This is a genomic window from Tenacibaculum sp. DPLXC6, from assembly GCF_056815515.1.
In genome coordinates this window covers 809,021-824,310 of record NZ_CP141806.1, presented here as the reverse complement: position 1 = coordinate 824,310, position 15,290 = coordinate 809,021, and the positions used below count along the sequence as shown (strand labels likewise).

11 protein-coding genes and 1 other RNA gene are annotated in these 15,290 nt (G+C 33.3%); 11 read left to right on the top strand and 1 reads right to left on the bottom strand.

Annotated features, from left to right (window positions below; genetic code table 11):
- Positions 1 to 102: 102 nt before the first annotated feature.
- The 4 genes from VCM48_RS03720 (at position 103) to VCM48_RS03705 (ending at position 5,311) form a co-directional block, all read left to right on the top strand.
- Positions 103 to 2,433: an ATP-dependent helicase gene (locus tag VCM48_RS03720; protein WP_482271667.1), complete on the top strand. Its 2,331-nt coding sequence runs from the start codon at positions 103 to 105 to the stop codon at positions 2,431 to 2,433.
- Positions 2,434 to 2,480: 47 nt separating this feature from the next.
- Positions 2,481 to 3,113 (top strand): DUF4290 domain-containing protein, encoded by a 633-nt coding sequence (locus VCM48_RS03715; RefSeq protein ID WP_274640998.1) that lies wholly within the window; start codon positions 2,481 to 2,483, stop codon positions 3,111 to 3,113.
- Positions 3,114 to 4,427, top strand: a complete 1,314-nt coding sequence (murA, locus tag VCM48_RS03710) for a UDP-N-acetylglucosamine 1-carboxyvinyltransferase (RefSeq protein WP_482271666.1) — start codon at positions 3,114 to 3,116, stop codon at positions 4,425 to 4,427.
- A gap of 119 nt (positions 4,428 to 4,546) precedes the next feature.
- Positions 4,547 to 5,311: a DUF6503 family protein gene (locus VCM48_RS03705; protein ID WP_482271665.1), complete on the top strand. Its 765-nt coding sequence runs from the start codon at positions 4,547 to 4,549 to the stop codon at positions 5,309 to 5,311.
- A 64-nt stretch (positions 5,312 to 5,375) separates the two neighbouring features.
- On the opposite strand, the gene VCM48_RS03700 is transcribed toward VCM48_RS03705, so the two are convergent.
- Positions 5,376 to 5,567: a hypothetical protein gene (locus VCM48_RS03700; RefSeq protein WP_099216630.1), complete on the bottom strand. Its 192-nt coding sequence runs from the start codon at positions 5,565 to 5,567 to the stop codon at positions 5,376 to 5,378.
- Between the two features lie 184 nt (positions 5,568 to 5,751).
- Here VCM48_RS03700 and VCM48_RS03695 point away from each other — a divergent pair, with 184 nt between their 5' ends.
- The 7 genes from VCM48_RS03695 (at position 5,752) to VCM48_RS03665 (ending at position 15,288) form a co-directional block, all read left to right on the top strand.
- A complete protein-coding gene (locus tag VCM48_RS03695; RefSeq protein WP_440121875.1) occupies positions 5,752 to 6,327 on the top strand; it encodes a nucleotide exchange factor GrpE in 576 nt (191 codons plus the stop codon).
- A gap of 70 nt (positions 6,328 to 6,397) precedes the next feature.
- Complete coding sequence (gene dnaJ, locus VCM48_RS03690; RefSeq protein WP_482271664.1) at positions 6,398 to 7,522, top strand: molecular chaperone DnaJ; 1,125 nt, start codon at positions 6,398 to 6,400, stop codon at positions 7,520 to 7,522.
- 185 nt (positions 7,523 to 7,707) lie between these two features.
- Positions 7,708 to 8,017: RNase P RNA component class A (rnpB, locus tag VCM48_RS03685), an RNA gene on the top strand.
- A 290-nt stretch (positions 8,018 to 8,307) separates the two neighbouring features.
- Positions 8,308 to 11,088 carry a bifunctional aconitate hydratase 2/2-methylisocitrate dehydratase gene (locus VCM48_RS03680; RefSeq protein ID WP_482271663.1) on the top strand — a complete coding sequence of 927 codons (2,781 nt, stop codon included), beginning with the start codon at positions 8,308 to 8,310 and terminating at the stop codon, positions 11,086 to 11,088.
- Positions 11,089 to 11,278: 190 nt separating this feature from the next.
- On the top strand, positions 11,279 to 13,546 hold the full coding sequence (locus VCM48_RS03675; RefSeq protein ID WP_482271662.1) for an aconitate hydratase: 2,268 nt from the start codon (positions 11,279 to 11,281) through the stop codon (positions 13,544 to 13,546).
- 106 nt (positions 13,547 to 13,652) lie between these two features.
- Positions 13,653 to 14,324, top strand: coding sequence for a Crp/Fnr family transcriptional regulator (locus tag VCM48_RS03670; RefSeq protein ID WP_440121872.1), 672 nt, complete (start codon positions 13,653 to 13,655; stop codon positions 14,322 to 14,324).
- A gap of 76 nt (positions 14,325 to 14,400) precedes the next feature.
- Complete coding sequence (locus VCM48_RS03665; protein ID WP_482271661.1) at positions 14,401 to 15,288, top strand: anti-sigma factor; 888 nt, start codon at positions 14,401 to 14,403, stop codon at positions 15,286 to 15,288.
- Positions 15,289 to 15,290 lie beyond the last annotated feature (2 nt).

Sequence of the window (15,290 nt, the reverse complement as noted above, 5' to 3'; positions counted from 1 at the left end):
TATCAAATAAAAATTAGTGAATAAAAAAAAGGTTAGAATCTTTAAAAAACCTAAAAGATTGGTTAATTTTCCACTTTTAAAATACTTTCAATTTAATTTCCATTGAATACTTATTTAGAGCAACTTAACGAACCACAGAGAGCAGCTGTTTTGCAAAAAGACGGCCCAATGATAATTATAGCAGGAGCAGGATCGGGTAAAACGAGAGTGCTGACTTATAAAATTGCTTATTTAATGGAGCAAGGCGTAGATGCATTTAACATTTTATCGTTAACATTTACCAACAAGGCTGCTCGTGAAATGAAAGACCGTATTGGTAAAGTAGTGGGGTATAGTGAAGCTAAAAACCTTTGGATGGGAACTTTTCACTCGGTTTTTGCGCGTATTTTACGTTCTGAAGCTGACCGATTAGGCTATCCATCAAACTTCACCATTTACGATACACAAGATTCAGTTCGATTGATAACGGCGATTATCAAAGAAATGAATTTGGATAAAGATAGATACAAACCAAAGCAAATTTTAAGTAGAATTTCGTCTTTTAAAAACAGTTTAATTACGGTTAGAGCTTATTTTAATAACTCTGATTTACAACAAGCCGATTTAGAAGCAAGCAGGCCTAGAACAGGTGATATCTATAAAGAATATGTAGATAGATGTTTTAAATCTGGAGCTATGGATTTTGACGATTTATTACTACGAACGAATGAATTGTTGGCGCGTTTTCCAGATGTGTTGGCAAAGTATCAAGATCGTTTCCGATATATTTTGGTAGATGAGTACCAAGATACCAATCATTCGCAGTATTTAATTGTACGTGCGTTAGCAGATCGTTTTCAGAATATTTGTGTGGTAGGAGATGATTCACAAAGTATTTACGGATTCCGTGGAGCGAATATTCAAAATATCTTGAACTTCCAGAAGGATTACCCAGATGTAAAAACGTTTAAGTTAGAACAAAACTATCGTTCAACAAGTAACATTGTACGTGCTGCGAATAGTGTTATTGATAAGAATAAAACCAAGTTAGATAAAGAAATTTGGACAGCAAATGATGCAGGAGATAGTGTAAAAGTAATGCGTACAATTTCTGATGGAGAAGAAGGGCGTTTTGTAGCGCAATCTATTTGGGAAAACCAAATGAATCATCAGTTAACAAGTGATCAGTTTGCTATTCTCTATCGTACTAATGCACAGTCAAGAGCTATAGAAGATGCGTTGCGTAAAAAAGACATTAAGTATAAAATTTATGGAGGTATTTCGTTCTATCAACGTAAAGAGATTAAAGACTTACTATCGTATTTACGAATTTTAATCAACCCGAATGACGAGGAAGCGTTAAAACGTATTATTAACTATCCAGCCAGAGGAATTGGAGCTACAACGTTAGATAAATTAACAATTGCAGCGAATCATTATAAAAAATCAATGTTTGATATTTTAAAGAATATCAATACAGTAGATATTAATCTTAACTCTGGAACCAAAACAAAGTTGCAGAATTTTGTAAATATGATTCAGCGTTTTCAAATTGAATCACAAACAAAAAATGCTTTTGAAATTGCTGATTTGGTAGTTAAACAAACGCAGTTAGTTAAAGACTTACAAAAAGACGGAACGCCAGAAGGAGTTAATAAAGTTGAAAACGTTCAAGAACTTTTAAACGGAATAAAAGACTTTATTACCGATAAAATTGAAACAGGAGAAGACGCATCGTTAACTTCATTTTTAGAAGATGTAGCATTAGCTACTGATTTTGATTCTGACAAACAAGATGAAGAACCTCGAGTTTCGTTAATGACAATTCACTTATCTAAAGGGTTAGAATTTCCTTACGTATACATTGTTGGATTAGAAGAAAGTTTATTCCCTTCAGCAATGAGTATGAATACTCGTAGTGAACTTGAAGAAGAACGCCGTTTGTTTTACGTAGCTTTAACAAGAGCTGAAAAAGGAGCATATTTGACCTATGCACAAACACGCTATCGTTGGGGGAAATTAACGGATGGAGAACCTAGTAGATTTTTAGAAGAAATTGATGATCAGTATCTAGAATACTTAACTCCCAAAGTGCCAGAACCATCAGTAAATAGATTTATAGACGCTAGCCTGTTTGAAGATGATTCTCCAAAGAAAATACGATTTCAAAAACCAATTCAAAAAAAGAGAAAAGAATTCTTAGCTAAGAAGGAAAAGCCTAATATGGTTCCTCCAAAAAGTAAAATGAAAAAGGTTTCAGAAATGAGTCCGAAAATGAATTTGTTTGATGGAGAAATTACAGTAGGAAATGTAGTAGAACATAACCGTTTTGGTACTGGGAAAGTAGTAGCTTTAGAAGGGAAAGGTCCCAATAAAAAAGCAGAAATAGAGTTTAGTACCGTAGGTAAAAAGAAATTATTGTTACAATTTGCAAAATTGAAAGTAATCGGGTAAGTTAATTCATAATAATTACCTATTTTGCATAGATAAAATATAGAGAAATGACGTTTGATTTAGAATACAATTCGAAAAGATCCAAATTAATTATCCCAGAATATGGGAGACATATACAAAAGTTAGTGAACCATTGTATCGCTTTAGAAGATAAAGAAGAAAGAAATACAATGGCCAAAGCTATTATTGACGTTATGGGGAATTTGCAACCTCATTTACGAGATGTACCTGATTTTAAACATAAACTTTGGGATCAGTTACATATAATGGCAGATTTTCAGTTAGATGTAGATTCTCCATACGAAACACCTTCAAAGGAAGAGTTACAAGAATCTCCTGAGCGATTGCCATACCCTAAATCAGCATCAAAGTACCGCTTTTATGGAACAAATATCCAAACCATGATTGATGTTGCGTTAACATGGGAAGAAGGAGAAATGAAAGAAGCTTTGGTGTTTACCATTGCTAATCACATGAAAAAATGCTATTTAAACTGGAATAAAGATACAGTTGAAGATAGTGTTATTTTTGATCATTTGTATGAGTTATCTGATGGGGAAATAGATATACGTAATACTGAAGAAGAGCTTACAGATAGTAAGAGCTTACTAAGAAAAAGAGGTGGTCAAGGACAGCATAAATCAAAAGGAAAAACAAATACTAAATACAGAAAAAAGTAAATGGCATCATTTAAAATAGAAGGAGGTCACAAGTTAAAAGGAACAATAACACCACAAGGAGCAAAAAATGAAGCATTACAGGTAATATGTGCGGTGTTATTAACGTCAGAAAAAGTAATTATAAACAATGTTCCTGACATTATTGATGTTAATAAACTGATTTTTATTTTAGGAGAATTAGGGGTTAAAGTAGAAAAGTTCTCTAAAAACTCGTATAGTTTCCAAGCAGATGATATCAATTTAAAATATCTAGAGTCACCAGAATTTAAAAGGGATGGAAGTTCTTTAAGAGGGTCTATTATGATTGTTGGCCCGTTATTAGCTCGTTTTGGAAAAGGATATATTCCACGTCCAGGAGGAGATAAAATTGGACGCCGTCGTTTAGATACTCACTTTGAAGGGTTCATTAACTTAGGTGCTAAGTTCCGTTATAATCGTGAAGAGTATTTCTATGGAGTAGAAACTGAAACAGGGTTAGTAGGAGCAGAAATGCTGTTAGATGAAGCTTCAGTAACAGGTACCGCAAACATTATTATGGCTGCAGTGCTAGCTAAAGGAACTACAACAATATATAATGCAGCTTGTGAACCTTATATTCAACAATTATCAAAAATGTTGAACTCTATGGGTGCAAAAATTTCTGGTGTAGGATCTAACTTACTTACAATTGAAGGAGTAGAATCATTAGGAGGTTGTGAACATACTATCTTACCAGATATGATTGAAATTGGTAGTTGGATAGGTATGGCAGCTATGACTCGTTCTGAATTAACAATTAAAAATGTAAGTTGGAATGATTTAGGTCAAATTCCTAATGTATTTAGAAAGTTAGGAATTCAACTAGAAAAAGTAGGAGATGATATCTTTATTCCAGAACAAGATAGTTATGAGATTCAAAGTTATATTGATGGGTCGGTATTGACGGTAGCAGATGCACCATGGCCAGGATTTACACCAGATTTGTTAAGTATTGTTCTAGTAGTAGCTACACAAGCAAAAGGAACAGTATTAATTCATCAGAAAATGTTTGAAAGCCGTTTGTTCTTTGTTGACAAATTAATCGATATGGGAGCAAAAGTAATTTTATGTGACCCACACAGAGCTACAGTAATTGGACATGACTTTAAATCTCAGTTGAAGGCAACTAAAATGACTTCACCAGATATTAGAGCAGGTATTTCTTTATTAATAGCAGCATTATCTGCTAAAGGAACAAGTATTATCAATAATATAGAACAGATTGATAGAGGTTACGAAGATATTGAAGCACGTTTAAAATCAATTGGAGCTAAAATTGAAAGAATTGATGATTAAAAAAGTAACATCGAGAAATAAATATAAATCCCAAATCAACTGATTTGGGATTTTTTTATGATTAAAGTGTAATTGAAGTATGTTTATTTCGACTTAGTGGATTAATTTTAATCAATATTATGAAAACAAGAATCATACTTGCAGTATTATTATTTCAGGTAACAATTTTTACAGCCCAAGAGAATTCCCAAACTTTTACATCATCAATAGAAAAAGCTCATAAAAAGAATGTATTTATGGGGAAGAAGTACCTTAAATATACCATTGATATAACTTTTGGAGGAAAAAAACATTTAAAAGGTGTTATAACACAAGAACCAGGAGGAGGTAAAATAAAAATAGAAAAGGAAGATGGTTCATTAATTATTTTTGATGGAAAAGAAGTGTATGCATTAGGAGTAAATAAAAAGGATATGGCTACAGCTCGTTTTGATATTTTTACATGGTCATATTTTTTAGGCTTACCATATAAACTTAACGATCAAGGAACTATTTGGTCTAATTTTAGTGAAAACAAATGGGGAACTGAAAATTTTACAACAGGTAGATTGACTTTTGAGTCTGGTACAGGTGATGCACCTGACGATTGGTATGTGATATATAAAAATCCAAAAACAAATATTTTAGAAGGAGCAGCATATATTGTAACCTTTGGTAAAGGAAAAGAAAAAGCAGAAAAAGAACCTCATGCTATTAAGTATAATCAAATTGAACAGGTTAATTCAATACCAATTGCTACAAATTGGACATTTCATATGTGGTCTTTAAAAAATGGATATGAAGAACAAATAGGAGAGGCAAAACTATCTAATATAAAATTCCTTAAAGAAGCAGAATTTATTGTGCCTACAAAAGCAAAAATAGTTAGCGTTGTGCCAAACTAGTTAGGAATAAGAAATAAAAAAGCTGTTATCGTTTAGATAACAGCTTTTTTTTATGTTTTAACTTTTACATTTCTTCACTACAAGTATATTCTTGTGTACAAGCAAAATATTGATGACAATAAATAGGGCCTGTAACGCTTCCAGAGCAATCACATCCACATTTACTAAGATCAATAGCAGCACCACCTGTTAAGTTCTTTTGTTGATTTTTTGAAAGAATTGTAACTCCTGAAATGTTTAAAAAATTCTGTTTCATAATGAGGGACTTTTTATGTTATAAATTAATTAATAAAAAATTTCTTAAATATATAATTTTGAGATGTTTGTACAAAAGATAAATGTACTTTTTTGTATGACAGATATAAAATAATATTAACAATGTCATTATGACACATTTTTTTTATTGGCAGTATTCTTGTTAATCAAAAAGTGTTAAATACATGAAACGATTTACAATGAGTAAAGATCAATATACAAAAGAAGACGAAATTAACGACGCTATTAAAAATGGCGATTTAGGAGAGAATCAAGAAGAAACTCAGGAAAATAAAGAGGTTGAGGCTAAAGAAGAGCCAACAGCAGAAGAATTAATTCAAGCTGAGAAAGATAAATATCTACGATTATTTGCAGAGTTTGAAAATTACAAAAAACGTACTTCTAAAGAACGTATTGAACTTTTTAAAACTGCAAGTCAAGAATTAATGACAGCTTTACTGCCAATTATGGATGATTTTGATAGAGGTTTGGCAGAAATTAAAAAAACAGAAGACTCTGAACTGTTAAAAGGAATGGAACTTATTAATAACAAGTTTAAAAATACCTTAACTCAAAAAGGATTAACAGAAATAGAAGTAAAACCAGGAGATGATTTTGATGCAGAAGTTCATGATGCAATAACACAAATACCAGCACCTTCAGATGATTTAAAAGGAAAGATTATTGATTGTGTAGAGAAGGGATATAAGTTAGGAGATAAAATTATTCGTCACCCTAAAGTAGTAATGGGGCAAGCGTAAAACAATCATCATTAATACAATTATTAGTAATTATAATAACTGTTTACTAATTAATTGAACATTGAAAGTTATGGCAAAACAAGATTATTACGAAATATTAGGAATATCAAAATCAGCCTCAAAAGCTGAAATCAAAAAGGCATATCGTAAGATGGCAATCAAGTACCATCCAGATAAGAACCCTGATGATAAAGATGCAGAAGAAAAATTCAAATTAGCTGCAGAAGCCTATGAGGTATTAAGTGACGATAATAAAAAAGCACGTTACGATCAGTATGGTCATGCTGCTTTTGAAGGAGGTCATGGAGGCTTCGGTGGTGGCGGTATGAATATGGATGACATATTTAGCCAGTTTGGAGATATTTTCGGAGGAGCCTTTGGTGGCGGTTTCGGTGGTTTTGGTGGTGGAGGTCACCGTCAAGCACGAGTAAAAGGTAGCAACTTACGTATTCGTGTAAAACTAAGCTTAGAAGATATTGCTAAAGGAGTTGAAAAGAAGGTAAAGGTTCGTAGAAAAGTTCAAGCCGAAGGAGTAACCTATAAAACATGTTCAACATGTAATGGTAGCGGGCAACAAATGCGTGTAACCAATACTATTTTAGGAAGAATGCAAACTGCTACTACTTGTAGTACTTGTCATGGAGCAGGAGAGATGCTAGACAAAAAGCCAAGTGGAGCAGATGCACAAGGAATGGTAGTAAAAGAAGAAACCGTTTCTATCAATATTCCAGAAGGAGTAACAGAAGGAGTACAATTAAAAGTAGGTGGTAAAGGAAATGAAGCTCCAGGTAAAAACTCAATTCCAGGAGATTTATTAGTGTTAATTGAAGAAGTACCACACGAAAACTTAAAACGTGAAGGAAGTAATATTCACTATGATTTATACATCAACTTTTCAGAAGCAGTTTTAGGAGTATCGAAAGAAGTAGAAACAGTTACAGGAAAAGTAAAGATTAAGATTGAACCAGGAACGCAATCAGGTAAAATTTTACGTTTAAAAGGAAAAGGATTGCCAAGTATTGAACGTTATGGTCATGGAGATTTCTTAATTCACATAAATGTATGGACTCCTCAAGAATTAACTAAAGATCAACGTAAGTTTTTCGAGGAAATGCAAGAAGATGAGAACTTTAGCCCGAACCCACAGAAATCAGACAAATCTTTCTTTGAAAAGGTTAAAGATATGTTTTCTTAAAAAAATCATAAAAAAGATAATTTTTTTTAAATAAAATTTTTTTTAAACGAAAAACAGTTATATATTTGCAGTGTCTAGGAGACGTCCTAGACACTTTTTCTTTTTCATAGCAATTTTCCCACTCAATTCTTTTGAGTGGGTTTTTTTATGAATAGAGGTGTGAACTTTTATTTGACAACAATATAATAGCAGACCTATCTTATCGACTTATAGAAAATATAAGTAGGAAAGTCTGGACACCATAGAGTAGCATAGCGGATAACATCCGTCCGGTGTAAACCGAGGACAAGTGCAACAGAAAGAATGTACAGGTAATGCTGTAGTGAAACCAGGTAAACTCTATGCGGTGCAATGCCATGTACATTAGAGCTTGAGTGCTACTCGCGCGATTCTAAGGGGTAGGCAGATTGATTCTGAGAGTAATTTCAGAACTAGATAAATGATAAGAGCCTTATTTATAAGGAACAGAATCCAGCTTATGGGTCTGCTTTTTTTTCCTATTTAGAATCATTATACTATTTTTTTCTAATCTCTTTAAAAAACTAAATTATCAATTTGATAATTATATGGTGTTTTTACAGTTGTTTTTTTGAGATATTTCTAAAAACAAGCCTTTCAAATTAAATTAATTTGCTTTTTGGACTGTTTTGTTGTTTATTTTTAAAATTAAGGTTAAAATATTACTTTTGCTAAGCAAAAATTAACAGGATAAAGCTGTAATAACCAGTTTTAATATATAGTAGTTTTTACTATTTCCTTCAAAATATTTTAAACAAAACTTTTTTATGAACACATACTCAGATTACCTAAAGGAGATTGAAGTAAGAAAAGGTCAAGGTCTTCACCCTAAACCTATCGATGGAAGTGAATTGTTAACTGAAATCATCTCACAAATTAAAGATGAAAACAATCCACACAGAAAAGATTCTCTTAATTTCTTTATTTATAATGTTTTACCAGGTACAACAAGTGCTGCTGCTGTAAAAGCAAAATTTTTAAAAGAGATTATTCTTGGTGAATCTGTAGTGGAAGAGATTACTCCATCTTTTGCTTTAGAGCAGTTAGGACACATGAAGGGGGGAGCTTCTGTAGAAGTTTTACTTGATTTAGCATTAGGTAGCGATGCTGCAATTGCTGAAGAAGCAGCAAAAGTATTAAAGACTCAAGTATTCTTATATGAAGCAGATACAGAGCGTTTAGAAGAAGCATACAAAGCTGGTAATAAAATAGCAAAAGAGCTTATCGAAAGCTATGCACAAGCAGAGTTTTTTACTAAGCTTCCAGAAATAGAGGAAGAAATTAAAGTAGTTACATATATAGCAGGTGTAGGAGATATATCAACAGACTTATTATCACCAGGTGCTGATGCACACTCAAGATCTGACCGTGAATTACATGGGCAATCAATTTTTGAGCATAATAAAGATATGCAAAATGAGTTGTTAGCACTTAAAGAGCAACATCCAGATAAACGTGTGATGTTAGTTGCTGAAAAAGGAACTATGGGAGTAGGTTCTTCTAGAATGTCAGGTGTTAATAACGTGGCTTTATGGACAGGTGTAGAATCAAGTCCGTACGTTCCATTTATCAATATTGCCCCAGTAATTGCAGGTACTAACGGAATTTCTCCAATTTTCTTAACTACAGTAGGTGTAACAGGAGGTATTGGTATTGATCTTAAAAACTGGGTAAAGCAAAAAGATGCTGAAGGTAATACGATTGTTGATGAAGATGGAGAGCCAGTTTTAAAACAAGAGTATTCTGTAGAAACAGGAACTGTTTTAACTATCAATACAAAAACCAAGAAATTATATAACGGAGATAAAGAATTAAAAGACATCTCTACAGCATTAACCCCACAAAAAATGGAGTTTATAAAAGCTGGAGGTTCATATGCTGTTGTTTTTGGTAAGAAATTACAAACATTTGCAGCTAAAGTATTAGGAATTGATGTACCACAAGTATATGCTACTTCTAAAGAAATATCTGTAGAAGGACAAGGATTAACTGCAGTTGAAAAAATCTTCAATAAAAATGCAGTAGGAACAACTCCAGGAAAAACATTACATGCAGGTTCTGATGTTCGTGTAGAAGTTAATATTGTAGGTTCTCAAGATACTACAGGTTTAATGACTTCTCAGGAATTAGAAATGATGGCTGCTACTGTTATTTCTCCAATAGTTGACGGAGCTTACCAATCTGGTTGTCATACAGCTTCTGTATGGGATGATAAGTCAAAAGCAAACATTCCAAGGTTAATGAAATTTATGAATGACTTTGGTTTAATTACAGGGCGTGATCCTAAAGGACAATATCCTGCAATGACAGATGTAATTCATAAAGTGTTAAATGACATTACAGTAAGTGATTGGGATATTATTATTGGAGGAGATTCTCATACACGTATGTCAAAAGGAGTTGCCTTTGGAGCTGACTCAGGAACTGTAGCATTAGCTTTAGCAACAGGTGAAGCAACAATGCCTATTCCACAATCAGTTAAAGTAACGTTTAAAGGAGACATGAGAAGTTTCATGGATTTCCGTGATGTTGTACACGCAACGCAACAACAAATGTTAAAGCAGTTTGACGGAGAAAATGTTTTCCAAGGAAGAGTTATTGAAGTACATATCGGAACCTTAACAGCTGACCAAGCCTTTACATTTACTGACTGGACTGCTGAAATGAAAGCTAAAGCTTCTATTTGTATTTCAGAAGATGAAACATTAATTGAATCATTAGAAATTGCCAGAGATCGTATCCAAATCATGATTGATAAAGGAATGGATAATGAAAAGCAAGTATTAAAAGGTTTAGTTGAGAAAGCAAATGCAAGAATTCAAGAAGTTAAAACAGGAATTAAGTCAGCATTAAAACCTGATGCAGATGCAAAATACTATGCAGAGGTTGTTATTGATTTAGATGAAATTGCTGAACCAATGATTGCAGATCCTGATGTAAATAACGAAGATGTATCTAAACGTTATACACATGATACAATTCGTCCATTATCATTCTATGGAGGAACTAAGAAAGTAGATTTAGGTTTCGTAGGATCTTGTATGGTGCATAAAGGAGATATGAAAATCTTAGCTCAAATGTTAAAAAACATTGAAGCACAAGAAGGTAAGGTAGAGTTCAATGCTCCATTAGTAGTAGCACCTCCTACATACAATATTGTAGATGAGTTAAAAGCAGAAGGAGATTGGGAAGTATTACAAAAGTATTCAGGATTTGAGTTTGATGATAATGCACCTAAAGGATTAGCACGTACAAAGTATGAAAACATGTTATACTTAGAGCGTCCTGGATGTAACTTATGTATGGGTAACCAAGAAAAAGCTGAGCCAGGAGATACAGTAATGGCTACATCAACACGTTTATTCCAAGGAAGAGTTGTAAAAGATTCTGGAGAGAAAAAAGGTGAATCTCTATTATCTTCTACACCAGTAGTAGTATTATCTACTATTTTAGGAAGAACACCTACTATGGAAGAATATGAAAAAGCAGTAGACGGTATTGTTTTAACAAAATTTAAACCATCTCAAAAACAACTAGTAATTTCATAGTTAAATGAAACTATTAGTTATAATATAGAAGCCCGAGTATTAAAGCTCGGGCTTTGTTGTTATTAATTAATTTCTGTATAAAACTCTACTATAGAAAAAACTTATTTAAACTTATTATAATTATATAGTTACTCCATCTTTTGTACTGTTTTTTTTGGTAAATTCGTACAGCAACAAAAAAATTACATATATGGCTTTTGATATTAATATGATAAAAGAGGTATACAATAAAGTAGTTGAACGAGTAGATGCTGCTCGTGAAATTACAGGTAAACCTTTAACATTAGCAGAGAAAATTTTATACACACACCTTTGGGACGGAAATCCAACGAAAGCATTCGAAAGAGGAAAGGATTATGTTGATTTTGCCCCAGACCGTATTGCTTGTCAAGATGCAACAGCCCAAATGGCGTTATTGCAATTTATGCAAGCAGGAAAAGATAAAGTAGCAGTACCAACAACGGTGCATTGCGATCACTTAATTCAAGCAAAAGTAGGTGCTTCAACAGATTTACAAACAGCATTAAATAACTCAAACGAAGTATTTAACTTCTTAGAGTCAGTTTCTAATAAATATGGAATCGGTTTCTGGAAACCTGGAGCAGGTATTATACATCAAGTAGTATTAGAAAATTATGCATTTCCGGGAGGAATGATGATTGGTACAGATTCTCATACAGTGAATGCAGGAGGATTAGGAATGGTGGCGATTGGAGTAGGTGGAGCTGATGCAGTGGATGTAATGGCAGGAATGCCTTGGGAATTGAAGTTTCCTAAGTTAATAGGTGTAAAATTAACAGGTAAATTATCTGGTTGGACAGCGCCTAAAGACGTGATTTTAAAAGTAGCAGAAATTTTAACCGTAAAAGGAGGAACAGGTGCTATTGTAGAATATTTTGGACCCGGAGCTACTGCAATGTCATGTACAGGTAAAGGGACTATTTGTAACATGGGTGCGGAGATTGGAGCAACAACCTCTACTTTTGGTTATGATGAGTCTATGGAGCGTTATTTACGTGCTACTGATAGAAACGATGTTGCTGACGCAGCAAATGAAATAAAAGAATACTTAACGGCAGATGCTGAAGTGTATGCAAACCCTGAACAATATTTTGATCAGGTAATTGAAATTAATTTATCAGAATTAGGACCATTATTAAACGGACCTTTTACTCCTGATTTATCTACTTCTGTTGGTAAAGAAATGACAGAAAAAGCACAAGCAAACGATTGGCCTTTACAAGTAGAATGGGGGTTAATAGGTTCTTGTACAAACTCTTCTTATGAAGACTTATCACGTGCTGCTTCTATTGCACAGCAAGCTATAGACAAAGGATTGAAAACTAAAGCAGAATTTGGTATTAACCCAGGTTCGGAGCAAGTACGTTACACAGCAGAAAGAGATGGAATCTTACAAGTTTTTGAAAATTTAGACGCTAAGATATTTACCAATGCATGTGGACCGTGTATTGGACAATGGGGACGTTATGAGGACCCTAAAAATGCACCTAAAAATAGTATTGTTCACTCTTTCAATCGAAACTTTGCTAAACGTGCTGATGGAAATCCAAATACACATGCTTTTGTAGCTTCACCAGAATTAACAGCAGCCATTGCCATTGCAGGACGCCTAGATTTTAATCCATTAACAGATAAACTAATTAATGAGAATGGAGAAGAGGTAATGTTAGACGAACCTACAGGTTGGGAATTACCTCCAAAAGGATTTGAAGTAGATGATAATGGATATTTAGAGCCAGAGGCTGATGGAAGCCATGTAGAAATAGTAGTAAATCCTAATTCAGAGCGTTTAGAGTTGTTAACTCCGTTTGAACCATTAGGAGATACTATTAAAGATGCTAAATTGTTAATCAAAGCTCATGGAAAGTGTACAACTGACCATATATCTATGGCGGGACCTTGGTTACGTTATCGTGGACATTTAGATAATATTTCTAACAATATGTTAATTGGAGCTGTAAATGCTTTTAACATGAAGACAAACTTCGTGAAAAATCAGTTAACAGGAGAGTATGATGCTGTGCCTAAAGTGCAGCGTGAGTACAAAGCAAAAGGAATTAAAACAGTTGTAGTAGGAGATCATAACTATGGTGAGGGGTCTTCTCGTGAACATGCAGCAATGGAACCACGTCATTTAGGAGTGGCAGCTGTGTTAGTAAAATCATTTGCACGTATTCATGAAACAAACTTGAAAAAACAAGGGATGTTAGGGTTAACATTTGATAATGAAGCTGATTACGATTTAATTCAAGAAGATGATACATTCAACTTCTTGGACTTAAATGAATTTGCTCCAGGAAAACCGTTAACTATTGAAGTGGTTCATGCAGATGGTTCAAAAGATATCATTGTAACTAATCATACCTATAACAAAGGACAAATAGAGTGGTTTAAAGAAGGCTCAGCTTTAAACTTAATCAAAAAACAAAATGCTTAATAAATAGTATTTTAAATATTAATAGTATAAAGGCTCTGGAGTTTTCCAGAGCTTTTTTTGTAATGCGCTTTTAATTTTTTCGACTTAAAATTTAAAAGTAAAAACTATGAGTGCACTTTGGTACTTTGAGGATGTTAACTTGTTTAAAATATTGTGTCCCCACAAATATCCTGCTTTTAAAGAAAACCACACACTGAATAAATATAAAAAGAAAGATTATATCTATTTTGAAGAAGATGCTGCAAATAAAATTTATTTAATAGATAAAGGAAAAGTAAAAATAGGGTACTATACGGAAGAAGGTGAAGAAGTAATCAAAGCAATACTAACTAAAGGAGAAATATTTGGTGAAAAAGCAATTTTAGGAGTTGAAAGACGAAATGAATTTGCTCAATCTATAGATAATGCAACAGAAATTTGTCCTGTATCTAGAGAAACCATGTATTCATTAATGAGAGATAATGTATCTGTAAGTTTTAAGATTTACAAATTTATAGGATTGCGGATAAAAAGATTAGAGAGAAGACTTCAATTATTATTATTTAAAGATACACGTACTCGATTATTAGAGTTTTTTAAAGAGTTGTGTGAAGAATATGGACATGAATGTGAAAAGACAGGAGATCAAGTAATAGAACATCCATACACACAAAAAGATATTGCTAGCTTAATAGGAACATCAAGGCCAACATTAAATACTTTAATGAATGAGTTAAAGCAAGAAAAAGTCATTGATTTTAACAGAAAAGAAATACGATTACTTAATAAAGTAGCGTAAGTGTAAGCTAGCTAACATTTTAATAGAAAAGGGGCAGGTAACTTTGTTTTTGTATAAATTCAAAATTACAAAAACAATGAAAAAAATACTTTTAACAATAGCAGCAGTAAGTGCGTTAACTTTTGTTGCTTGTAGCGATGATAACGATAACACACCAAAGACATCAAATTTAAGTTTAAATGTTAATGGTTTAGAAAACTTAGGAGCTGACTATGTGTACGAAGGTTGGATAATTGTTGGAGGTTCGCCAGTATCAACAGGTGCTTTTAATGTTAATGATTCAGGAGAATTATCTAAAAGTTCTTTTGTAGTAGATTCAGATATGCTATCAGCGGCATCTACCTTTGTTTTAACCATTGAACCAACAAACGATCCAGACCCAGCACCATCAAGTACTAAAATTTTAGCAGGAGATTTTTCAGGAAATAGTGCTTCTATAAACTCGAACATTGTTGGAGATTTTAGTAGTTCTTGGGGGAAATTCATTTTAGCTACACCAACAGATGGAGAAAACACAAACGAAAGAAGTGGTGTTTGGTTTTTAGAACCAGGAATGCCACCACAAGTAGGTTTAGGATTACCAGAATTAGATGAAGGATGGAAGTATGAAGGATGGGCTGTGATAAATGGAGTACCAGTTACTACAGGTAAATTCACAAAACTTGCTGCAACAGATGAGTTTGATGGCTTTAGTGGGCCTATGGATTTACCAGCACCAAATGGAGCTGATGGATTTTTCCCAGGAGAAGATTTCTTGCTAAATGCTCCAGACGGAGTAACTTTTCCAACTGATTTAAGAGGTTCAACTATTGTAATTACAGTAGAACCAAATCCAGACAATAGTCCAGCACCTTTTACTCTTAAACCATTAGCTAAAAAAGTAGCTGACGATGCTCAAGATCATGTTGCTATAGATTTAGGAGTTGGACCATTGGTAACTATTACAGGAACCGTTTCAAGATAACA